General features: G+C 39.9%; 22 protein-coding genes and 1 pseudogene. 6 read left to right on the plus strand and 17 right to left on the minus strand.

Annotated elements, in window-relative coordinates; all coding sequences use genetic code 11:
- Positions 1 to 26: 26 nt before the first annotated feature.
- The 10 genes from AC6H44_RS07900 to AC6H44_RS07945 form a co-directional block, all read right to left on the minus strand.
- Positions 27 to 851, minus strand: coding sequence for a LytR/AlgR family response regulator transcription factor (locus AC6H44_RS07900; protein WP_500738319.1), 825 nt, complete (start codon positions 849 to 851; stop codon positions 27 to 29).
- A complete protein-coding gene (locus AC6H44_RS07905) occupies positions 848 to 1,921 on the minus strand; it encodes a sensor histidine kinase (RefSeq protein ID WP_500738320.1) in 1,074 nt (357 codons plus the stop codon). Before AC6H44_RS07905 ends, AC6H44_RS07900 begins: the two co-directional genes overlap by 4 nt.
- Before the next feature lie 191 nt (positions 1,922 to 2,112).
- Positions 2,113 to 2,571, minus strand: coding sequence for an Lrp/AsnC family transcriptional regulator (locus AC6H44_RS07910; protein ID WP_500738321.1), 459 nt, complete (start codon positions 2,569 to 2,571; stop codon positions 2,113 to 2,115).
- A gap of 84 nt (positions 2,572 to 2,655) precedes the next feature.
- Positions 2,656 to 3,297 (minus strand): MBL fold metallo-hydrolase, encoded by a 642-nt coding sequence (locus AC6H44_RS07915; protein WP_500738322.1) that lies wholly within the window; start codon positions 3,295 to 3,297, stop codon positions 2,656 to 2,658.
- Position 3,298: 1 nt separating this feature from the next.
- Positions 3,299 to 5,116 (minus strand): M14 family metallopeptidase, encoded by a 1,818-nt coding sequence (locus tag AC6H44_RS07920; RefSeq protein WP_500738323.1) that lies wholly within the window; start codon positions 5,114 to 5,116, stop codon positions 3,299 to 3,301.
- Positions 5,117 to 5,308: 192 nt separating this feature from the next.
- Positions 5,309 to 5,671: a 50S ribosomal protein L20 gene (rplT, locus tag AC6H44_RS07925; protein WP_008110477.1), complete on the minus strand. Its 363-nt coding sequence runs from the start codon at positions 5,669 to 5,671 to the stop codon at positions 5,309 to 5,311.
- Between the two features lie 15 nt (positions 5,672 to 5,686).
- Positions 5,687 to 5,887, minus strand: a complete 201-nt coding sequence (rpmI, locus tag AC6H44_RS07930; RefSeq protein ID WP_004587840.1) for a 50S ribosomal protein L35 — start codon at positions 5,885 to 5,887, stop codon at positions 5,687 to 5,689.
- Between the two features lie 212 nt (positions 5,888 to 6,099).
- Positions 6,100 to 6,660, minus strand: a complete 561-nt coding sequence (infC, locus tag AC6H44_RS07935; RefSeq protein WP_500738324.1) for a translation initiation factor IF-3 — start codon at positions 6,658 to 6,660, stop codon at positions 6,100 to 6,102.
- Between the two features lie 59 nt (positions 6,661 to 6,719).
- Positions 6,720 to 8,630: a threonine--tRNA ligase gene (gene thrS, locus AC6H44_RS07940; protein WP_500738325.1), complete on the minus strand. Its 1,911-nt coding sequence runs from the start codon at positions 8,628 to 8,630 to the stop codon at positions 6,720 to 6,722.
- A gap of 259 nt (positions 8,631 to 8,889) precedes the next feature.
- Positions 8,890 to 10,503: an IS1634 family transposase gene (locus AC6H44_RS07945; protein ID WP_500736251.1), complete on the minus strand. Its 1,614-nt coding sequence runs from the start codon at positions 10,501 to 10,503 to the stop codon at positions 8,890 to 8,892.
- A 278-nt stretch (positions 10,504 to 10,781) separates the two neighbouring features.
- On the opposite strand from AC6H44_RS07945, the gene AC6H44_RS07950 reads away from it, so the two are divergent.
- The gene (locus AC6H44_RS07950; RefSeq protein ID WP_500738326.1) at positions 10,782 to 11,228 is read left to right on the plus strand and encodes a DUF3010 family protein; all 447 of its coding nucleotides are present in this window, start codon (positions 10,782 to 10,784) and stop codon (positions 11,226 to 11,228) included.
- Between the two features lie 273 nt (positions 11,229 to 11,501).
- On the opposite strand, the gene AC6H44_RS07955 is transcribed toward AC6H44_RS07950, so the two are convergent.
- Complete coding sequence (locus AC6H44_RS07955; RefSeq protein WP_500735106.1) at positions 11,502 to 12,707, minus strand: IS4 family transposase; 1,206 nt, start codon at positions 12,705 to 12,707, stop codon at positions 11,502 to 11,504.
- 88 nt (positions 12,708 to 12,795) lie between these two features.
- Between AC6H44_RS07955 and AC6H44_RS07960 the strand changes: the two are divergent.
- Positions 12,796 to 14,466, plus strand: a pseudogene (locus AC6H44_RS07960) (AMP-binding protein); the annotation flags it as partial.
- Positions 14,467 to 14,516: 50 nt separating this feature from the next.
- On the opposite strand, the gene AC6H44_RS07965 reads toward AC6H44_RS07960, so the two are convergent.
- Positions 14,517 to 15,626, minus strand: coding sequence for a GGDEF domain-containing protein (locus AC6H44_RS07965; protein WP_500738327.1), 1,110 nt, complete (start codon positions 15,624 to 15,626; stop codon positions 14,517 to 14,519).
- Positions 15,627 to 15,706: 80 nt separating this feature from the next.
- Positions 15,707 to 17,299 (minus strand): methyl-accepting chemotaxis protein, encoded by a 1,593-nt coding sequence (locus AC6H44_RS07970; RefSeq protein WP_500738328.1) that lies wholly within the window; start codon positions 17,297 to 17,299, stop codon positions 15,707 to 15,709.
- Positions 17,300 to 17,588: 289 nt separating this feature from the next.
- Here AC6H44_RS07970 and AC6H44_RS07975 point away from each other — a divergent pair, with 289 nt between their 5' ends.
- The 4 genes from AC6H44_RS07975 (at position 17,589) to AC6H44_RS07990 (ending at position 21,040) form a co-directional block, all read left to right on the plus strand.
- A complete protein-coding gene (locus AC6H44_RS07975; protein ID WP_500738329.1) occupies positions 17,589 to 17,996 on the plus strand; it encodes an HvfA family oxazolone/thioamide-modified RiPP metallophore in 408 nt (135 codons plus the stop codon).
- An 84-nt stretch (positions 17,997 to 18,080) separates the two neighbouring features.
- Complete coding sequence (locus AC6H44_RS07980; protein ID WP_500738330.1) at positions 18,081 to 18,941, plus strand: HvfB family MNIO-type RiPP peptide maturase; 861 nt, start codon at positions 18,081 to 18,083, stop codon at positions 18,939 to 18,941.
- Entirely contained in the window at positions 18,919 to 19,635 is a 717-nt protein-coding gene (locus tag AC6H44_RS07985; protein ID WP_500738331.1) for an HvfC family RiPP maturation protein, read from the plus strand. Before AC6H44_RS07980 ends, AC6H44_RS07985 begins: the two co-directional genes overlap by 23 nt.
- 28 nt (positions 19,636 to 19,663) lie before the next feature.
- The gene (locus AC6H44_RS07990) at positions 19,664 to 21,040 is read left to right on the plus strand and encodes a lipase family alpha/beta hydrolase (protein WP_500738332.1); all 1,377 of its coding nucleotides are present in this window, start codon (positions 19,664 to 19,666) and stop codon (positions 21,038 to 21,040) included.
- A gap of 2 nt (positions 21,041 to 21,042) precedes the next feature.
- On the opposite strand, the gene merA is transcribed toward AC6H44_RS07990, so the two are convergent.
- From merA to AC6H44_RS08010, 4 genes are read right to left on the minus strand one after another with little or no spacing between them, the layout of a single operon-like run.
- Positions 21,043 to 22,695, minus strand: a complete 1,653-nt coding sequence (gene merA / locus AC6H44_RS07995) for a mercury(II) reductase (RefSeq protein WP_500738333.1) — start codon at positions 22,693 to 22,695, stop codon at positions 21,043 to 21,045.
- A 37-nt stretch (positions 22,696 to 22,732) separates the two neighbouring features.
- Entirely contained in the window at positions 22,733 to 23,152 is a 420-nt protein-coding gene (merC, locus tag AC6H44_RS08000; protein WP_500738334.1) for an organomercurial transporter MerC, read from the minus strand.
- A 3-nt stretch (positions 23,153 to 23,155) separates the two neighbouring features.
- Positions 23,156 to 23,431, minus strand: a complete 276-nt coding sequence (gene merP, locus AC6H44_RS08005; RefSeq protein ID WP_500738335.1) for a mercury resistance system periplasmic binding protein MerP — start codon at positions 23,429 to 23,431, stop codon at positions 23,156 to 23,158.
- 57 nt (positions 23,432 to 23,488) lie between these two features.
- Entirely contained in the window at positions 23,489 to 23,818 is a 330-nt protein-coding gene (locus AC6H44_RS08010; protein ID WP_500738405.1) for a mercuric transporter MerT family protein, read from the minus strand.
- Between the last annotated feature and the right edge of the window lie 154 nt (positions 23,819 to 23,972).

The raw sequence follows: 23,972 nt of genomic DNA on the forward strand, positions 1-23,972 counted from the left end.
AATTTAACTCAAAAGGTACACAAAACCTAGCTGGCCAGTGCTGCTTTTACTTTATCGCGGTAACTGCGGCTTACTTTAAGTTCTTGTCCGTTATCCAACACTAATAAATATTCACCACTGACTTGGGTAACCAGTTTACTAATTTGTTTAGTATTAACTATTGCACTACGGTGCACCCGAACAAATAAACTTGGGTCGAGTTCCTGTTCCAGCTCTTTCATGGTTTTACGTAATATATGCGTTTGCCCGTCTTGGCAATGCAAACACATGTAATCACCTGCGGCATCTACCCACTGAATAGTGGCAACCGGTACTCTTACAATTTCACCCTGCTCTTTTACTGCAAGTGACTCAGGGTAACGGCGATCGCTAAAGGTATCACCCGTAGCTAACTTCTTTAAAATTTCTTCGCAGTTATTACCTGTTATCCCTGCTACGAAGCTCGCTAGTTTTTTCTTATGAATATTATCTTGCTGAGTTTTTAAATAAGTATGCACTTTTTCTACCGCCTGTTTTAATCTGTTATCATCAACGGGTTTTAAAATGTAATCTAAGGCATGAATTTCAAATGCTTTAACAGCAAAGTGATCAAACGCAGTTACAAACACAATGGCGGGTAAATCTTTACTGCTTTCACTCAATGCACGTGCTACTTCAAAGCCATTCATCCCCGGCATTTGAATATCTAGAAATACAAGGTCAATTTTTTCATTTTTGCAGCTCTCAATTGCATCAAAACCTGAACTACATAACTTGATCACTTCAATATCAGAAAACTCTTCAAGCCTGACGGCCAGCCCTTTTCGTGCTAATGGTTCATCATCAACAATAAGCGTTTTTATTCTTGTCATTTCTTCACAGCCTTCTCAAACGGGACTCGCAAATTAACTTTCAATCCACTTGGCGTATTATGTGATAATACAAACGAGTAATTATTTTCATAGAGCGTTTTTAATCTGTCTTGGGTGTTTGCTACCCCGACGCCTTGTGCATTAACTAACTGGCCATTTATAATGTCGGTGCCTGGGCCATTATCACCCACTTCAAGCAATAGTTCATTCGCAAATACTTGCGCTTTAATATCAATAACGCCACCTTCAGCCATATGGGCAATGGCATATTTTATCGCATTTTCGATGATCGGTTGTAATATTAAGCTCGGTACTAACGCTTGTTGAGCCTGCTCACTCACATCGACATTAACTTGTAAACGCTCGTCAAAGCGCACACGTTCAATTTCTAAATACAGCATTAGTGCATGTAGCTCTTGCTCCAACGGCACTTTTTTAATTGGATCAGTATTGAGCGTATAGCGCAAAAAGTCACTCAATTTAGAGACCATTAGGTTAGCATCTTTATTTTCTTTAACCAAAATTAAGGTTGAAATAGCATTAAGCGTATTAAATAGAAAATGCGGGTTTAACTGGTATCTAAGCATTTTCAACTGGGCTTCGTGTGCCATTGTGGTTGCTTTTAATGCTTTTTGCCGTTCACTTTGCAATAATTGGTAATATTTAACGCCAAAATACAAACCACTCCAGCATAAAATAATATAAACCGAATCGAGGCCTTGTTGAAAATAATAAAACCATTCTTCAGGACGATATCCATGGCGATAAATTTCCCACAGATTAAATTTTTGTACCACAGCCCACAGTGTACCTGTGACATACGATGCCCCAAATACAACAATGATTAATACCCAAGGCGAAGCATTCCAAATCTTACGATAGATATAACGCAATGGGACGGTCATTAAACAACCTGCATACGCATTGAGTAAAATAACAAATACGTAAATATCCCGCATTTCAAATACTTTAGAACCAATATAGTTAACTAGCGCATACCCTATCCAGCCAGCAATTTGCAAAAGCCAAAAAAAACGTTGCCTGTTATCAATTAAAGACTGCCAATTCAAAATTAATCATTACCTTGTAAATTTGTTACTATTATATCGATTTATCATCAATCATATCACTACCGACTGTCTTACTTTTTTATGTCCCTATCGCAACATTGCGCATAAAAAAAGCGAAAGTATCTACCTTTCGCTTATTCATTTTTACTCTAACAGTACATTGATGACGATATAGTTTTGATTTTATCTATTTAAAGTGGCAGTGATGTGCTGCGTTTAACGCAAGTCATGGTGACATTAGAATGCACCTCTTGTACATACTCTAGGCTAAGCAGGTTGTCGCGTACAAAATGTTCATAACCTTCAATCCCTTTAGAAATAATACGCAACATAAAATCCATGGTGCCCGCCATCGTATAGCATTCAGTTACTTCATCATAACTAAGTATCAGCTTTTCAAACTCAGCTAAATTCTTTTTACCGTGGTTCGATAAGCGAACATGGGCATAAACTAACATGTCAAAACCAAGCTTTTTTTCATCAAGTAAAGCAACTTTGCTTTTGATGTAACCATCTTGTTCTAATTTGGCAATCCGACGCCAACAAGGAGATTGAGATAGACCGACTTTGTCTGCAATTTCAGCGGTTGATAAACTTGCGTCTTGTTGTAAAAGTGCCAATATTTGGCGATCTACGTTATTTAGAGACATTTTATTTCTTATTTATCTAATAAATTGGTTAAATTATACAGCTTTTTTAAAAAGCCGTCTGCTTATTTTTAACAAATATACGCATCAGCCAAACTGACTACTTACAAAGGGATTAGTTGCCTGTTCATGGGCGACATTAGTGTCTTCACCATGGCCACTCAAAATTGCGGTGCTTTGTGGTAACGTCATTATATGTCGTTGTATCGAGTTAATAAGCTGTTTACTATCGCCTTTAGGGAAATCCGTGCGCCCTACTGAGCCTTTAAATATAACATCGCCTACAATAACGGTGCTGTGTGCTTGTTGATAAAACACCACATGGCCTGGCGTATGCCCTGGGCAATGGAGCACTTTGAATTCAAGCAGCCCAACTTTTATGCTATCACCATGCGCTAACCATGTATCTGGATAAAAAGCATTAATCGGCTCAAAACCAAACATAGTGGCTTGCATTGGTATGTTATCGAACCAAAAACGTTCGTCTTGATGTGGACCAATTATTTTAGTTTTGTGTTGCTCGCGCAGTTTATCTGCAGCGCCCACATGATCTAAATGCCCATGGGTTAACCAAATTGCCGACAAGGTTAAGTTATGATGTTTAAGCGCTGCATTAATTTTGTCAGCATCACCACCGGGGTCAACCACCACAGCGTGCTGGGTTTGTTCACATATTATAATGCGGCAGTTTTGCATAAACGGGGTTACGGGAATAGTGATTATTTTCATTTTAAATTTCTTTATCTTTTTGCGCTGGAATAACTATATTCTCTTCATATGACATTAAAATTGGGTATTTCAGATAAGCATGGTCATAAAATGGACTGTGCTCATATAACCAATTTAAACGCGCGTCTGAATTATCAGCAAACGCTTTATCTTGCTTAATTTTGTTATTAAAAGCTTCCGCCAGTTTTGGATTATTGGCGAGCATTGTTTCAGCAAACGGGAGCAAGGCGTAATTCTCCATGTACTCAGTACGCTGAAAAATAGTATTAAACTCACCCCATGCAAAAAAAGAGTCCGGTGCTTCAGGGTGCAGTAAATGCACGGCAAGTTCACCTGATTTTTGTTGCGTACTCACTTCAAACCAACCGTCTAAATCTACATTCGTAGCAGGGACGTACTCAAAACTGGCAGAGACCCTAAAGCGTCCTTCAAACGGTGCTTTGTCAAAACTATACTGCGCTACTTTAGCCATTTTTAAAGGCTGGGTATTAGCACCAGTTAACTTATTAATTGACACCCCATGCAAAGCTAATTTTTCAATTATATGCGTGTAAACTGGCGGAATAAAAAATGATTTAGGTACTTTAACTGTATGTTGTACCTCTTTTTGCCAAAAAATGGGGAGGTTGTCATAATTCTGTTTTTTACCTAAATAACTTACTTCTTGCTGATTTGATAACTTATTTAAGGTTTTAGAGTAGGCAATACCTTTAAATTCAATATGATCAGCTTGCTGCGAGTAACTACGTTTTACTACTAAATGCTGAGGAACAAATTGCTGTTCTTTTTTAACAGCGTTAGCAAGTGTGTCTTTGTGTGATGCCAAAGCCTCAATAGCACCATCAATAAACACATAGGTCCCTAACACGCGTTGCTTGTATGGCTTTAAAGAATGATTTTCAACTAAAATGGTAGGCAATGATCTTAAATCCCCCCACCCGTTTGAAAAACGCGGTGTTGCAACCCAGCCAGCCAGCCCTGATTTAAATTCTTGCTTATCCTTAACAAAAATTAAAGGTCCTGGTATATGCCCGTGTTTAGTTAACGCTTTATCAATTAGCGGTTTAAAATAACGATTGAGCGTATCTGAAATAGCCGGCGACTCACTAGCAAATACTGGGTTGTAACCATAGGTCACATCGTATTGATAGTCAGCCCCATCAGTAACATGCACGTCTATGTATAAGTTCGGATTATAATTGTTGATAACTGCCAGTACACTTTTAACCTCGGGAGTATCAAGTTTGGTGAAATCACGATTTAAATTAAGGTTATTGGCATTTGTTCTAAAACCCATTTTTACCGGACCACGCTGATTAATACGATTAAACGCACTACTACGTTCGTGCCCATCAACGTTTAAAATTGGGATAAATAATATATTCACCCTTTTTAAAATATCTCGACGCTTACCTGTAGCAATATCTCTAAGCAGCATAAACATCGCATCTTTTCCATCAATTTCACCTGCGTGAATCCCCGCCTGAATAAGTACGGTAGGCTTGGTGCTATTGGCCATTTGACCCGCATCAAAAAAGCCTTGTTCACTGGCAATCAACATTTTTATAGCGCGTTTACTGTTACTGTAGCCTATTGTTTTAGATTTAAATTGCGTAGGATTCGCTGCAACTAACCTATCGACAAAAGCCATGGTATCGGCATAATTAGGTGATGATGTCCCAGCTGAAATTTCAAAGTCTGTGGTTAAGGGTCCTTGTTGTTGCAGTAATGAGGTACTACTACCTTCCCATGGTAATAATGGCGGTAAATAATTACTATTTGCCATACTTGCAGATAAAACCAATAAACTTATAAACATATACTTCTCTAACAAACGCATTAATAAGAAAATTATAGCAATTAAACATTTTTAGTTGCCAAAACTGCGGTGATTCAACAAAAAAATCCCCTCAACGACCGATTCGTTTAAGCTCGATATAAATTATTGAAACTCAAATTACAGGCACAAAAAAAGGAGCCATCGGCTCCTTTTCAATACTTATACAAAAACTTAAGCTGCCGCTAGGCCTTCTTTCGCTTTTGCTACAAGCGCTGCAAATGCAACTTGGTCATAAACAGCGATATCTGCAAGGATCTTACGATCGATTTCTACCGATGTCTTTTTAAGACCATTAATAAAACGGCTGTAAGACAGACCATTTTGACGTGAAGCTGCATTAATACGTGCAATCCATAATTGACGGAAAGTACGTTTTTTCGCACGGCGGTCACGGTAAGCGTATTGACCCGCTTTAGTAACAGCCTGGAAAGCTACGCGGTAAACACGTGAACGTGCTCCGTAGTAACCTTTCGCTTGTTTTAAAACTTTTTTGTGACGTGCACGTGCGACAACGCCGCGTTTAACTCTTGCCATTTCTAAAAACCCCTATTAAGCGAACGGTAACATACGTGAAACTAGACCATGGTCATTTTTATGAACCATCATCTTAGGACGTAGGTGTAACTTACGCTTAGAAGTTTTCTTGGTCAGAATGTGACGAAGATGCGCTTGTTTACGCTTGAAACCGCCAGAAGCAGTCTTTTTGAAACGCTTAGCTGCGCCTCTGTGACTTTTTAGCTTGTAAGCCATTGCAATAACTCCAATTGTATTGCTTAAAAATTAGTGAGCAGGCGTGAGATATATTGCTATAGCTCCACTTTAAAGGCCTAACTTACTGCTATGTTCCGGTGAAAACCCAGTATAAATACCGCAGTTTTACTTTAAAACCGGTTAACTCAGGTGGGTACTTTCACACCACTTGCAAACCTGAGCTAAATTCGGTGCGCATTATCGCCTAATTATTACTTTTTAGCAACCGGCGCCATCATCATAACCATTTGACGGCCTTCAACACGATTTGGGAAAGACTCAACAACTGCTAACTCTTCTAAATCGGTTTTAATGCGGTTTAATAATTCGATACCAATTTCTTGGTGAGCCATTTCACGACCACGGAAGCGGATAGTTATCTTCGCTTTATCGCCAGCTTCTAAGAACTTACGTAAGTTGCGCAACTTGACCTGATAATCGCCTTCATCCGTTCCCGGACGGAATTTGATTTCTTTAATCTGGATCTGCTTTTGCTTCTTCTTCTGCTCTTTTAGTTCTTTGCTTTTTTCAAAGATGAACTTACCGTAATCCATAACTTTACAAACAGGCGGCTCAGCATTTGGACTGATCTCTACAAGATCAACACCCGCCGCATCAGCCATGGCTTGCGCGTCTTTTAATGTCTGAATTCCAGCCTGTTCGCCGTCGATGTCGATTAAACGAACTTCTTGCGCTGTAATTTCTTCGTTAATACGATTTTTTTGAGCTGTTTGTTGCCCTTTCTTGCCGCCTCTAATAGTACGTTCCTCCAAGAATATCAATAATATAAGCGTGTAGTTAGCTAATTTAATATGCTCTACACGCTCGATTTTTACTGTCGACTTTTGATTTCTTCGCTAATTTTAGCTATAAAATCATCGACATTAAATTTGCCTAAATCCTCGCCTGTACGAGTTCGTACTGCCACTTCTTGTTGTTCAACTTCTTTATCGCCAACAACCAATAAGTAGGGAATACGCTTAAGTGTATGCTCTCGGATTTTAAAGCCAATCTTTTCATTTCTCAAGTCAGCAGCGGCTCTAATTCCAAGTTTATTTAATTTTTGTACTATTTCCTGCACATAGGGCGCTTGTTTATCGGTGATATTCATAATCACCACTTGCTTAGGTGCAAGCCACGTTGGGAATAAACCAGCATACTCTTCTGTTAAAATACCGATAAAACGCTCAATAGAGCCTAATATAGCACGGTGTATCATAACAGGTGTACGACGTTCGTTATTTTCAGCAACATATGTTGCGCCCAAACGACCAGGTAATGCAAAATCTAACTGCACTGTACCACATTGCCACGCTCTGTCTAAGCAATCGTACAAAGTAAATTCAATTTTAGGACCATAAAACGCCCCTTCACCTGGTAGGTAATCAAATTCAATGTCATTTGCTTTAAGTGCATCAGCAAGTGCAAGCTCTGCTTTATCCCACATTTCATCTTCGCCAATACGTTGCTCTGGGCGAGTTGAAAGTTTAACTACAATCTTTTCAAAACCAAATGTTTCGTATGTATCGTAAACCATTTTAATACAGGCCGATACTTCATCCATGATCTGCTCTTCGGTACAGAATACATGCGCATCATCTTGAGTAAAACCACGCACACGCATTAAGCCATGAAGCGCACCTGATGGCTCATTGCGATGACAGCAACCAAACTCAGCCATACGCAGTGGTAAATCACGGTACGATTTTAAACCTTGGTTAAATATTTGTACGTGACCTGGGCAGTTCATTGGTTTAATTGCGTATTCACGCTTTTCCGATTCAGTGGTAAACATCGCCTCTGAATACTTTTCCCAGTGACCTGATTTTTCCCATAACGAACGGTCCATCATCATTGGACCTTTTACTTCTTCGTATTGGTACTCACGGAGTTTTTCACGGACAAACTCTTCTAATTCGCGGTAAATGCTCCACCCATCGTTGTGCCAAAACACCATGCCTGGCGCTTCTTCTTGCCAGTGCCATAAATCAAGTGCTTTACCAATACGACGGTGATCGCGCTTTTCAGCCTCTTCTAAACGCTTTAAGTACGCTTTGAGTTGCTTTTTATCACCCCATGCTGTGCCATAAACGCGTTGCAACATTTTATTGTCTGAATCACCGCGCCAGTACGCACCTGCCACCTTCATAATTTTAAAGTTTTGACAAAACTTCATGTTCGGAACGTGTGGGCCACGACACATATCTACATATTCTTCGTGGTGGTATAACCCCGGACGGTCATCCTGAGCAATATTTTCATCCAGGATTTCAATTTTGTATGTTTCGCCACGTGCAGCAAATGTGTCACGTGCTTCTTGCCAGCTAACGGTTTTTTTCACTACATCGTAGTTTGTTTTTGCAAGTTCAAGCATACGCTTTTCAATGGCATCAAGATCATCTTGAGATAACGAATGTTCCATATCAATATCGTAATAAAATCCGTTATCGATAGTCGGACCAATCGCCATTTTAGCCTCTGGGAACAGTTGCTTAACGGCATGACCAATTAAGTGTGCACAAGAGTGGCGAATAATTTCTAAACCATCGTCGTCTTTTACAGTAATGATCTCAAGACGAGAATCAACTGAAATTAAATCACATGCATCCACCCGTTCACCATTAACACGACCGGCGATGGTTGCCTTAGCAAGACCAGGACCAATATCGTTGGCAACATCAAGTGTGCTTACCGGGTTTTCAAAACTACGCTGACTACCGTCAGGGAGGGTAATAACTGGCATTATAAATCCTTACATACAGTGGTGACACCTACAATGTATCACGTGTATTTTTAATTAATTAAATGAGAATGACTCGACAACGCTTTTACGAATAAGCATTGACTATTTTTCGCCATAGATGGCTAATGTAGATGTTGAGTCTGCTCAACTACAAAAAAGTTATTGTCGCGTGCTGCAGCGCTAATTACAAGTTTTAAGCTATTAAAAACCACGTAATTTTAGCTTAAATGAGTAATTAATCCGATCTTCCGCACCCATTTTAAGAATAAATCCGCTGATATTTTTCACCCAAGCAATCAACAATGGTTTGATTGCGCGGCTGCATATTCGCCACCATGGGTGGCTTATCAGGCCAATACATTATGATGATATGCTCGAAGCACTGGAACACCCAGCGTGCCGTGGGGCGTTGGCCCGGCTTGTATTTCATTGTGGGGAAGTAGCAGTTTTTCTCGACCAAGGTTTTGCGAATTTGATGCTCTAACCCCGCGTACACCATTAGGCAGCAAGTCATTACCATGAGTAACGCTTCAATGCGCTCAGGCTTTTTCAGGTAAATAGCGCTCGTAAGGAAGTCGGGACTTTTCAAGAATCGAAAGCCTTTTTCTACATTCTGCTGCGCTTTGTAGCTGCTCAGCAAGTTTGCCATGTCAAGATGGTCGCTAACATCATTGGTGGCAATAATGAACAAACCCAGTTGTTGTAAAGCGGCTTTTCTGGATGCCAGTGGTGTGCATAATGCACCCGTAATCTGGTATTCGATACGCTCAGGAGATTGTCCGAGTTTAGGGCGTCCTGCTCCCTTAAAAATGGCTACTTCAACAACATGTGCATCCACATCACAGACCGTTTGTTTGCCACGCCATTTGACAAGGGCTGCTTGAGCATCTTTTTCGCAAGCGAAGCGTTGTTGACACAGTTTTTTAAAGCTTTTGCGGGCAACTTCTCCGGCTTTTAGCATACGCTTGTTCAGGTTATGCTGCTCTCGCTTATACGCCTGCTCACGGCGAATGAGTAGCCATTTTTGTTTCACCCCCCCGTATTCACTGTCATAACTCACGCCTTCATAGCCAGGTGAGATAGGGGTGAAATTCAAGTTAGGCGCTTGCTTAACAAGGGTTTTAGCTTCTTTGAGGGTTTGCGGTACCCGCGTAATGAACAGTTGGCCTTGAGTATGTAAATCTTTAATGGTTTCTTGCACATACAAGGCGGCATCGGCCACAAAGTAGCGGCTGGCTTGCGCGGCTTTTAAACTGCCAATATGTGCCTTTACAATCTGTTTAAAGCCTTCCATATCATTGCTGTTGCCACTGGCAGGCTTCATATAAACCGGAATGCCTGACTGGTTCTCACAGATAAGATTGAGTATCACTTGGTTGAGCTCAGGGCGATGGTCGCGCGAATAACCTTTCGCGATACGGATAGGTTTTGGTTCGTCATCATCAGGCTCGCTTGTCGCTTTGCCATCGTAATGAAAGCTTGTTGAATCAAGGTGTAAAGCTTCGGTTTGTAACCCTAATTTCTCTACCACCGCCTCACCCAATTGCTGATACAGCTTCGATACGCCGTATTCATATAAGGTGTCTAAACAGCGACCGAGCGCATCGTCGTTGATGTGCTCAGGTAATACGCCTTCACCAATTAATCTATCAAGCGGCTTGCCTTGAAAATACTCGCTGTACATATGCAGTGTGCGGCCAGTGAAACCTAGGCCGTTTAGCACCATAGCCAACACTAATTGACCACAACTGATGTTGCGCTCAGGCGCCACGCCACCGAGTGCGTTATCAATAATATCGACAAAACCTAGATCGTGACAAAATCCAGCAACTAAGCCGTGGTGTTCGAGTTTTTGGGCATAAGGGATAGACATAAATACGCGCTCTCAAAAGAGAGTAATAGATCAAATATGGGGATCGCCGTCAAGTATTTTTTAACAAAATTCGATCAACCGCTCATTTAATGAACTAATTTAATTCAGATTTAGGGTGCGGAATGACAGATTAATAATTTTTAGTGGCTTGTTTTAAATTATCACAATAAAAAATTAACCCTAGCACCCTGTTAAAGCCGTACTCAAGGCGCTTAAGCTCGCATTTTAATGCGTGTTGCGTATAATAACCAGTAATTAGGTTATAGTAGAGATTAGCAATGAGAACATGTGGTGTAGAAATTACCGGTAGTGATGTACTACTTTGTATTTTAAGTAAAGATAATGACGTTTTTGATATTCGTGACGTGCGCCAAACACGCTTTACCTTAGGTAATGGTAACGACACTGAAGTAATGCGTAAGTTTCAATTTGATTTTGCAAAACTAATGCAAGATTATCAAATTGATTCGGTAGCTATTCGTGAACGCCAACCTAAAGGTAAATTTGCAGGCAGCGCTAAAGGGTTCAAAATGGAAACGGCTATTCAGTTAATCGACAACCTTGATGTACGTGTGTTTTCAACCAGTGAAATTAAAGAACAGGTAAAGCGTAACCCGATCCCTATTGCGTTCGAAGATACCGGTCTTAAAAAATATCAAGAAAATGCGTTCGTTAATGCGTATGTTTACATAATGAAAAAAACCTACCGCAGCGACGAGCTGTAATTGAATCGTCTGTTTATAAAAACGCGTGCAGGTACGATATCACGCGTTTTTTTATGCCTGAATTTTTCAATTTTTACTCAAAAAATTATACTACATTAGTCTACCCCACTTCCTTTTGTCGACAATTTGTGTTTATTTAATCAACAGGCCTTGGATTGATAAAAACACGGAGAATGTCATGAAAGCGACACAAAAAGTGCTAACCGAAATAGAAAAAATAAACACTATACCGCTATCAAATAGTTATTTTAAAGCTGAGAGATCCCCACGAATTTAGCCTAAATTATCAATTTGTATAGTCAGAAGTGACAACTGGCTATACACATAAATAATGAACTGCCCATCAGGCTCATACCTAGGATCATCAACCACTTCTTTGCCAAGATAAATATAGGACAATACTCGTCGTTTTTTCTCTGTATTCGCTTGTAATGCCGCATCCCCTTGTTGTGCCGACACGGTGTACCCTATGCACCATAAGACAAACAACATTAACGCCGCTATGAGCAATAAATTATCAAACCTTTCTGCGCTTCTTGAATTTGCAAAGGCTAAACTAATGCCAAGTTTTGCATTCTTAGTGTCTCTGAAACTTTCTTCTATTTGCATACGTTGTTTATATAAAGTCACAATCCGTTGAGGCTTATCTGTAAATTGTGTAGGTAAATTAAACACAAGTAGCCAAGGCTCTTTGGCCTTTTGTTGTTGGTATTTAACCGTTGTACATTGAGATTGCCCACCCCGTTTTTTGATTTTTTTACGTCCCTTGTTTTTCCCTCTAAACAAAACACCTTGGCACGCGAAACGAACTGTTTTTCCGTAGTAAATCTGTGTCAGAAGGTGTGGTTTATCTGTTGCTTGCTCAAACCATGATTTACAATTTCGCCATGTCTCAAGGTCGCTAGATAAGGTCACATTGCCTCTGACGCGCCCAAGCCAATACCAGCCTTTATCTTCTATGGCTTTAAACCATGGCGTTCTAAAAATAGCATCAGATAAAATAATAGGCTGACAATCTGCAGGTAAACACTGTGCCAAGCTATCGAGTAAGTGTTGATGAGCCGCTTCGGTATTTAATTCGCTTTCAGGATACACTTTTTCATAGAGCGTTAACGCTCTTCCCCCCATTGGTATGCTTGCCCTGAGCACTTGAAATATTTCGCCGCCATTAATAGGTGACCAGTCAACGATAATAAGTGGGTGTTGTTGCTGGCCTACTAAGCATTCGGTCATATGTTCATAGAAACAAAGACGTTCTTGATGCAGGTTAGCATTACCAATCAAACGGTCTGCGCGTTTAATATCATGTTTTTTATCGGTATTAGAAAATGATTTTAATCCGCGGCCTAGGTAAGTGACAGTAACGCGCTGGTCACGCAAGCCTGAGTTAACAAACGTAAAGACTGTATTTAAACGTGTTTTATGAATTTCAGGGTAGGCAATGGCAATATCTTTGTGTAATATTTCGGTGGCTTTCATGATTATGAGTGAGTTTTTTTATAGTGAAAAAATTTGATCACAAATAATCATGAGAGTCTACCATTAATTTTTATTTTGTGGGGATTCGTCAGATTTTAAAGGGATTCAGAGTACACCACTGGTGGAGCAAACTATTGGGGATTATTTTGACTCAATTGTCGACAATAACCCCGAGGCGCTTGCAGTCGTTGTTACTCACCAAAATATTCGCTTAAGCTACAAGCAATTTCAGCAACAGGTTAACCAACTCGCCATGGGGCTATTGGCGCTTGGGATCAAACCCGGTGAACGGGTCGGTATTTGGTCACCGAATAACATACAGTGGTGTTTGACCCAATTTGCAACAGCTAAAATAGGGGCAATCATGGTGTGTATTAATCCAGCTTATCGACCAAGTGAACTACTATATGCACTTAATAGTGTTGAATGTTCTACGCTTATTACCGCCACTGAATTTAAAGGCAGCCACTATATTAAGATGCTGCAAAGTTTAGCCCCTGAGCTTAATAATGGTAGCAAAGGCAATTTAAAGGCCGCTAAATTACCCTCATTAAAAAATATAATTTGTATAGGTGACGAGCCCGTCGATGGCATGTTCTCATTTAATGACATTTTAAATATGCCATCAGATGCACATGAACTCGAACTTCAAGCGGTGGCGAAAACGCTCGATTGCAATCAAGATATTAATATTCAATTTACTTCTGGCACCACAGGTAATCCCAAAGGGGCAACACTAACCCATAAAAATATTCTTAATAATGCCCTACTTGTAGCACACGCTATACATTTTACTCATAACGATAAGCTCTGTATTCCTGTACCGTTATATCACTGTTTTGGCATGGTATTAGGTAGTTTATTATGTGTTAGTAAAGGGGCTGCTGCTATTTATCCAAGTGATTCATTTGATCCCAAAACCACATTGGCGGTTGTGCAGCAAGAAAAATGCACAGGGCTTCATGGTGTGCCTACTATGTTTATAAGCGAATTAGAACTTAATAATTTTAATGATTATGACCTAAGTACACTGCGAACGGGCGTTATGGCAGGTTCAACTTGCCCAGAGCAAGTGATGCGCAAAGTTCAAACGCTAATGCATATGAAAGAAATTGTGATTGGCTATGGCCAAACAGAATGCAGCCCAATCAATAATATTACCGAAACCGACTCATCGATTGACCGACAAGTGACCACCGTTGGTAGAGCACTTGCACATACTGAGGTGAAAATTATTAATGAGGTGGGTGAAATTCAACAAATAGGCCAACCTGGCGAGGTATGCAGCCGTGGTGCGGGCATAATGCGTTGCTACTGGAACGATGAAGAGAAAACCAAAGCCACTATTGATAATAAAGGCTGGTTGCACTCAGGCGATTTAGGGGTGATGGACAGCGAAGGCTTTGTCAGTATTGTTGGCAGAATTAAAGACATGATCATTCGTGGTGGGGAGAACATTTATCCACGTGAAATTGAAGAAATGCTTTACACTTACCCTGGCATACAAGATGCGGCTATTTTCGGTATCAGTGATGAAAAATTTGGCGAAGAAGTGTGTGCTTGGATCCAACCTAAAGAAGGTGAAGTACTTGATGAGCATGCAATTCGGCTGTTCTTGAAAGACAAACTCGCCTACTTTAAACAGCCTAAATATATCCGCTTTGTTGAAAATTACCCGATGACGGTAACCGGCAAATTGCAAAAATTTAAAATGCGTGAACAAATGCAAGAAGAACTCGCCGAGTCTGCATTTTCGTAATAATTAACGTTTCTTTTAGTACAATGCAACTGTTGAGCGTTGCATTGTATTTAGTGCTTTTCAACAATAGACTTAAGATCAACTATTTTGAACGTGAGCTTATTTCTTCCTGCTGCCTTTGATTCATACATTGCTGCGTCAGCCGTCGCTAATAAGGCCTTAATCGACGAGCGTTGTTGGCAAAATTGATCATAAGCCACCCCTGCTGAAAGCGTTATTTGGTTAAACGGAGAATACGCGTGAGGAATAGGCGTATTCGCAAACCTATCGGGTAAATCACTTAACCAATTTAGTTCATTTTCTTCGACTGTTTTTACTAAAACAAATTCTTCCCCTCCAAAGCGAACAGCAATATCGGCTCCACAACTTTTAAGTCGATTTGCGACTTCAACAAGAACAATATCCCCTTCTAAATGACCATAGTTATCGTTATATTTTTTAAAGTAGTCAATATCTATCATTGCTAGGGTTAAATATTGAGAGGGTTTCAATTTATTTATTAATGCTTTGCAATGCCTGTCAAAACTGCGCCTATTATGCATACCCGTTAACTGATCAATATTCGCTTTTTCTGTTTCAAATAACTCAGCTTTGTATTGTTTTCTTAATAAAATATCCAATTGATATTGCACAATGCCCATTACAATAACCATACTGAAATAAAAATAAAGCGTCCATATAATTGAAGTTGAGGAAAAAAACTCAATCAACACAAGTGCAATACCTATAATGACCGATAAAACAAGTTTGTGGCCTAAATGCAGCATTGGGATAGCCATAAATGCCGCAACCACTAACATTGGCCCGCCCTCATTTAGCTCACCGTAAAGCTTTACATATGACCAAAAAAAATAACCAAATAAAAAGCAAAACAAAATACCGTAAAAAAAATAGCGCGTATGCAATTCTTTTGGTTTTAATTTTTTGTTTATATAAATTAAAACCACTGATAAGCAAATCATTATAAAACGCAGAATATTTATAATAGAGCTGCTGTCTTTTTCATCGTCAAACCAAGATACAAAAATAAAGGACAGCAAAAATAGCGTAACTAAATAAAGTGTTACATTAGCAATATGAAGCGTACTTTTATTTAATTGGTATTGAAAGTCATGTTCTATAGCACGTGAAAAGTAAAACTGTGAGGGTAAGAGTCGCACTATTAATCCCCTTAGTAAGTGTCTTTATTGCCGTACAAAAAAAATACATTTTTTACTACATAAATTTCAATCATTAAAATTTATGTAGTAAATTTATTTGCATCAGCTTGCAAAGAACCCGCTAAATTCATTAATTGATTGGATGCTTCATGAAGTTCATCACCGCTATTTGCTACAGTTTGATTTGATGACACAACCTTTGCAATATTATCTCGCATCTGAATAATAACGGCCTCATTACTGTGTGTTAAGTGCGCTAAGTCTTGATTATCGTCGCTCAATTTCAAAATTGTACGCTGCAAAGTCTGCAAAGACTCAACGCTAAGATGTACAGCGTCAACCGTTCTTTTTGCCTTGTCTTGATTTGAAGTCATTGAACTTACCGCTTCGGTAATTGATTGTACGATCGTTGCCAAAATTTCATTTATTTTATGCGTCGACTCATAAGTACGTGTTGCTAATAAGCGAACTTCATCAGCTACAACAGCAAAGCCACGACCTGACTCACCTGCTCGTGCAGCCTCAATTGCTGCGTTAAGTGCCAATAGATTCGTTTGCTCTGCAATATCTGCAATTGTTTTTACAACCGCACCGACTTGATCTCCCGACACCTTTAATGCTGTTAACATATCACTTGAAAGCTGAAGGTCTTGACTGAGCTCATCAATTCCACGCGCGGCATGATTAACTCGTTGGGCACTTGATTGAGCTTGCTCTGCGCCTGTTAAGGCAATATCGGATGCTGCTTGAGATTTTTCTGATGCTGCTAGTATACTACTTTCAACCGAATTAACCTGTTGATTAAGTACGTTTATATCATTTGTAAAATTTGCTATTTCTTGTTTAACTGTGCTGGATAATTGTTCTAAAGACTCGGCAGCAACTGCTAATGCTTTTGCTGAGTGTTTACTTGTTTGAGTATTAGATTTAAATGTAACAATTAAAATATTTAATGCATTAGCAATGTCTAATAATTCATCTTTACTAAAAATATTAACCTGCTTGGTCAAATCCATTGAAGATGTAATAGCTGCCAATTGCTGTGACAAATCCCTGGCGGGGATGACAATCCCACGACGCGAAATATAAAAAGCTACCACAATAATAAACAAAATAAATATACCAACTAACACAATAGAACGGTGCATTCCTACTATTTGTTGTTGAATATAATTTGAATCATTCAGTGCCTTTTTCTGTATTTTATTTTCCACCTCAGTGAGCTGTGTATCAAGCTTGTTTTTAATGGATTGCAGTACTTCAAGGTGTTCTCTGGCTTCATCCCAATCAACTTGATTATTTTGCATTGCTGTATTAAGTGAATCGATCACTTGAAAAAGCTCAACAAACAAAGAATCGACTGACAATACACTTGTGCCAAGTTGAGGCAACTCTTTAGTGAGTTTAGCTTTCGAGTTTTTGTAATGTTGTGCAAACTGCTTGGTTGAAATTGTTGTGCCGTAAAGCGCGTATGCAAAAAGCTGTAACTCACTTACCTCTTTGCTAATAAATTCGATAGATTGAAGTTCAGGTAGCAATTCATTTGTAAATACCCGATTAGTTTTTCCAATGTAACTGCTTTTTTGAAACATAAATAGGCCAGCCACTAACACCGCCAGTAATATAACAACATAACCCGCCATCACCTTTTTACTGATTGAGTCACCAATCATTTATTTATCTCCTTAGCATCACTATTAAAGTATATTAAATTTATTTTAAACACTTTCACTTAGCCACTTTAGTCGCTCGTTTGGCTAAAACTCTTACATAGTTTAGCCTACTTTTATGAAATTTAATTTTTACCAATGCTTATTGATAAAAATAGCTAATAAAAATAATTTTAAATTAATTGTAAGAAATCACTATACTTAAACGACTACTTAATAAATGCAGTGTTAACACTAACCTGCTATTTTATTTAATCACTTTTAATATTTAATCACTTTTAAGGAATACATTATGAAAACTTCATTAATTACAAGTTTGGCGTTAAGTTCATCTATTGCATTAGCGTCAGGTGCCGCCATGGCAAATGACAATCCATTTTCTGCAAACGCGTTAGACTCTGGTTATCAGCTTTTTCAAGCAGATAGCAAAGCCAAAGAGGGTAAATGTGGCGAAGGCAAATGCGGTGCCAAAGGTGAGCAGAAAAAAGCCAAAGAAGGTAAATGTGGCGAAGGCAAGTGCGGTGCCAAAGGTGAGCAGAAAAAAGCCAAAGAAGGTAAATGTGGCGAGGGCAAATGCGGTGCCAAAGGCGAGCAGAAAAAAGCCAAAGAAGGTAAATGTGGTGAGGGCAAATGCGGTGCCAAAGGCGAGCAGAAAAAAGCCAAAGAAGGTAAATGTGGCGAGGGTAAATGCGGTAGCTAAAAAATTATTAATTGTTTAATTGGTTCCGCAGAATAACAGGTCATATTCTGCGGCACGCCCACACTATATAAATAGAGTAACCTTATGAAAAAACTATTCGGAGCAGGCTTAGGCTTTCGCCGAGAAATGCTAGAGGACTTAAAACAACTCGACACACTGGATGTGGATTTTTTTGAAGTCGCCCCTGAAAACTGGCTAAATATAGGTGGCCAATACCAAAGTGATTTACGTGCATTTACTGAAAAGTACCCCTTTACCTGCCATGGTTTATCGCTTTCTCTGGGGGGTACTGAGCCGCTAGATACCCGCCTATTACATAATATTAAAGACTTTATAAATACGCACAATATTGCCTTATATACAGAACATTTATCTTGGTGTACCGATGATGGTCACTTATATGATTTACTGCCTATTCCGTTTACCGAGCAAGCTATTGAATGGGTTGTTAGTCGTATTCAGCAAACGCAAGAGTTATTAGGCATGCAAATTGGCATTGAAAATGCCTCTTATTATATTAATCCACCCAATGGTGAAATGTCAGAAACACAATTTATTACTGAAATAGTTAAGCGCTCAGGGTGTTTTTTACACCTCGATGTTAATAATATTTATGTTAATAGCCAAAACTTTGATTTTGATCCCTATCAATATATGGGCGCATTGCCACTTGATAAAACAGCTTATATGCACGTTGCCGGGCACTATACCGAACCCGATGGGCTGATCATAGATAGTCATGGCGCTGAGGTAATTGACCCTGTATGGGCATTGCTAAAACACAGCTATACCTTGCTTGCTGAACCTAAAATAGCCACTTGCCTAGAGCGCGATTTTAATTACCCTGGTATAACAGCATTAATGAAAGAAGTTGCGATGATCAAAAAAATACAAATGATTAATAAGCAAAGTAGGAGTGATTATGATTGCGCCAAACGAGCTTAGAGCATTTCAATTAACATTAGGCAAGTATTTACGTTCACCCAGCACCGAAAACCTGCCCTTGGGTATTGACGCTAGGCGCGCCAGAGTATACGAAGAATTATTGTTCAAAAACGTCAGTGGCTTTATTAATAGCTGTTTTCCTGTGTTAAAGAGCCTAACGAAGGCCACCGACTGGAACAATCTAATTCGTGACTTTTTTAAACAATGGCGAGCCACATCGCCACTGTTTAAAGACATTCCCGAAGAGTTTTTACAATATTTGCAACAAAGCGCTGCACTTGAACAACTCCCCCCTTGGTTTCTTGAATTAGCGCATTATGAGTGGGTTGAACTTTACATCGATACAGCCGATGTAAAAATACCGCTACCCCAAGCGACAAAGGTAACACTTAACCAACCGCTGCTTGCGCTTATTTATCAATGGCCAGTACACCAAATTTGCCAAGAGTATCAACCAAACACGCCTCAACAAAGCTGCATTATTGTTTATCGAAATAGTGACAATCAGGTTAATTTTATTGAAACAAATCCAGCAACCATTTTGTTACTACAGATGTTAAAAAAGCAACCTTTGGCAAAAGACACACTGTATGCACACTTAGCCGCTGCGCTAAAACGCCCATTAAACAGTCAATTTAAAGGGTTTTGCGAAGCAATTGTAAAGGATTTAACACAGCAATCAGTGCTTATTTAATAGCAAAATCAATCTAAAGGTAATTTGCATGCAAAACTCGACTCGACTAAGTTTAATTTTGTGCGTATTACTATTGCTCAGCGCGTGCGAAGTAGTTGTCAAGCCCGATCTTAAAAGGCTCTATTCACACAGTAATAATCTAGAGCAACCACCTGTTGTGTTGATCCATGGTGTTATGGGGGCACGTTTACACAATAGTGCTACAAAAGAAGAAGCATGGCCTGGTGACTTAATCAAAATCATCTCATCTGATTATCAAGACTTAGCGCTGAAGATTGACCCTACTACACTATTGCCTATGTCTGATGATCTGGTAGCCGTAGATGTTACCCGCAAAGTGTTAGGCGTTGATTACTACGAAGAGATAATTACTACACTAACTGTCGCTGGACGCTATCAGCTAGCTAAATTAGGGCAACCTCAACAAATAGGCACTCGTAATCTTTACATTTTTTACTATGACTGGCGTCAAGACAATGTTGTCAGCGCAGGTAAATTAAAAAAGTTTATTGCACAGATCCGAAAAGACCATGCAAACCCTGCGTTAAAAGTAGATATTGTTGCCCATAGTATGGGGGGCTTACTCACTCGCTACTTTTTACGTTATGGTGATAGTGATGTACTAAATAGCAATAACTTTCCAGTCAATTTACAAGGAACTAAAAGTGTGCGCCGCAGCATTTTGTTAGGCACGCCTAATCTGGGTTCAATCACGTCTTTACATGCTTTTATGAAAGGCATTTCAGTGGGTATGAAAACCATTGCGCCAGAAACATTAGCAACTTTTCCGAGCCTGTACCAGCTTTTTCCTCATGCGCTTAATGATTGGATTGTAACCATTGATGGCCGCCCATTACAACGCGACTTATTTGATATCAATATTTGGCGGCAATTTCAGTGGTCTATTTTTAACCCTGAAATTAAACAAGCTATTTTTAGTAAGGCGCCTTCCTTAGAGCAAGCACATAAAGAATTTGCTATACTAGAGCGCTATTTTGCTAAACATTTAGAGCGAGCTCGGCGATTCGTTTGGTCATTAACTGTACCGCTACCACAAGACAGTTACCAACTCATCGTATTTGGTGGTAGTTGTCATATGACACCCGCTCGACTAGTGGTTGAAGAAGTCAATAACGAATCAAAAGTACGCCTATTCCCAAGCGATATTCGCTATCCATTAACAAATATAGATTATCAACAGTTGATGCTAGAGCCGGGCGATGGCACCGTCACTAAAGCATCATTATTGGCTCGTGAAGCGCTTAACCCGTCAGTACCTAGGCATAAGTTTAGTTACTTTGCCATAGACTATTCACTCTTTTTGTGTGAACGCCATGACAAATTACCCAGCAATCCTAGCTTTCAAGATAACCTTTTACATGCCTTATTAAATTTAGATGAATAGCACTAACCAGCACAACACGACAATTGTGACACATCTGCATTAAACGTTTGAGCACAAATTTTCAAGCTTTCCACCATAGTTAAATACGGAAATAGCTGCTCGGCCAGCGCAGTTATTGTCATCTGATTGCTGATAGCCAGTGCCGCTGTTTGAATAATTTCTCCACCTTCATGAGCCAAAATTTGAACACCAATTAATTTTTCTGTCTGTTGTTCCGCAACCAACTTAATAAAACCATCGGTTGCAAAGTTAGCCAGCGCTCGCGGTACGTTTTCCATTCCCAACACGCGGCTATTTATTGCTATCCCTTGAGCTATAGCCTGTTGCTCAGTTAATCCGACGGTTGCCACTTGCGGATCAGTAAAAATCACCGCAGGCATGCAAGACAGATCCAGCTTGGCATCCCCGCCAGTCATATTGATCCCCGCACGACTACCAGCCGCTGCTGCAACATAAACAAATTGTGCCATAGTGGAACAGTCACCAGCAGCATAAATACCGGATACATTAGTTTCCATCTTTTCATTGACGACTATCGCGCCATTTTTATCTGTCTCTACACCAACAGCTGTTAAATTCAGCCGTGCAGTATTTGCATGGCGCCCGGTACTTACTAATAGTTGATCACCTTGCAGCTCTCCTACGTTTGTCTGCAAAGTAAATTGCTTGCCATCGAGGCTCACCCTGCTCGCTTGAGTATGATTAAGTACACGGATCCCTTCTTTTTCAAAGTATTCCGTCAGTTTCTCACCTATCAGCGGATCTTCGCGATATAACAAGGTGTTACGGGCTAGCAATGTAACTTCGCTGCCTAAGCGGCGATACGCTTGGGCAATTTCTAGCGCAACGACAGATGAACCAATCACTAACAAATGCTGCGGAAGCTCTGTGGCGAATAGCGCTTTGGTAGAGTCCCAATAAGGCGTTTTAATCAATCCAGCTAAGGTAGGAATAGTTGGTGTAGATCCTGTGGCAATTAAGATTTTATCCGCATGTACTTCTCGCTCAGTACCATCATTATTTTTAACGATCAACGTGTTGGCATTTTTAAATTGTGCCCAGCCATTGAGCAAACTAAGCGCTGGGTTTGTCGCTAGAATATGCTGGTATTTTGCCGCTCTAAGCTCCGCAACCCTTTCAGCTTGCTGTTGCGCCAGTAGTTTTCGGCTAAGCACCGGCGAATGATTTTCCAGACCAGTGAAAGGATTATTGCGTTGCTGCTCGGCCAATTGCGCAGCACGAATAAGAATTTTTGAGGGCACGCAGCCAACATTAACGCAACAGCCACCAATCACATCAGCGCCTTCGATAAGCGTCACTTTGGCGCCGCCTTCAGCAGCTTTTATAGCACAGGCAAACGCTCCGGAACCAGTGCCAATAATCACTACATGTTGAGCGCTGCTATTTTTCTTACTGTTTGTATCTTCCTTGTTATAGCGGGCGTTAGGTATAGGGTCCTCTTTCGCGGCATAGCCCAGTTTTATAACTTTATCAATAAGAACTGCCGCACTAACGTCATCACTTGTAGTGATCAATGCACTGGCGTTTTCATACGATACTTCTGACTTAATAACACCTTCGACTGAATCAAGCGCTTGTTTTATATGGGAGACACAACTTGCACAGGTCATTCCTGTTATCGATAGTAAAATCATATTTTTTTCCTCAAATTAAGTCTGGTAATTGATAATGTTAAACAGCACAACTGTCATCATCGCAGCGTTTGTTGGCAGGAGAAAATATATCCCAAAGTGATACAATAACCATCAAGCCTAATGCAGAATAAGTAACATATGTGCTCCAGCCATATTGAAACCAAGGGTAAAGCGATAACAGCAACAATATTGGGCCTATTATACCAAACACACTTCGCAGCCATTGCTTGTGACTAAACCAGCCTAATGTGTTGAGTATTAGTGCTAACCAAGCAAATACGGGAAGCAAAGTATTAACAAACAGCCCTTCCCACTGACTGAGAAAACCTAATCCTAAGGCTGCTCCTAAACTAGCAATAGCCGGAAAACACATTGCACAGCCCATGGCCGAAACCAGCGCACCCAATGAGCCAATTTTATCACCAAATCGAGTTAGTAAACTTACTAGCATGGCCATGTTTTATTCCTTAATCGTAGATGGGTAACCGGCATTCGTGGTGGCGTCTGTGAGTACTTTGATGTTAGTTTTTTTATCATCAAAGGTCACTAGTGCCAATTTTGTATCAAAAATGACTTCCGCCTCACTGACACCATCAATATTTCGTAAGGCCTTTTTTACCGTAATTGGGCAAGTTACACAGTTCATGCTTGGAATTTGTAGCGTTATTGTTTGCTGCTCAGCTAATGCTCCCATACTTGCCAGCGCTAAAAGACCTGCAAAGATCAATTTTTTCATAATTTTCTCCATGGTTTACAATAATCGTGATTTAATTTGTAGGGGTATAAGTTTATATTATTCAATGAGCCAAATAATCCAATAATTACTGGTAACTAACAGGAGTGCCATTAGTACAGCTAACCAAAAAATAACCTGCCGCCTTTTACGCACTTGCGCTATGGCACAGTTAGAGCCTGGTTCACAGACCTCAATAGGGCGATAAATCCGCCAACCAGTAACCGCAAACAAAGCAAATACTAGCAGCATAAAAATGGGGCGGTACGGCTCTAGCAAGGTTAAGCTACCAATCCATGAACCACTGATGCCGAGTAACAACAACACTAAAGGCCCAGCACAGCAAATACCAGCGCCTAAACTTGCAACAACGCCACCGATAATAGACATTCTGAAACCAGGTATTTTTTTATTATCGGGGCGAATATTATGCCGTGTTTTCAGGGCGGTGAACGAATAGCTATCAGCTGAATTTGCTTTGAACTTATCTTCTACAGGCATACTCACTCCATTAAAATAATATTAATAAAGCAACTATATATGC

It is taken from the genome of Pseudoalteromonas sp. TAP-3C (assembly GCF_059888565.1).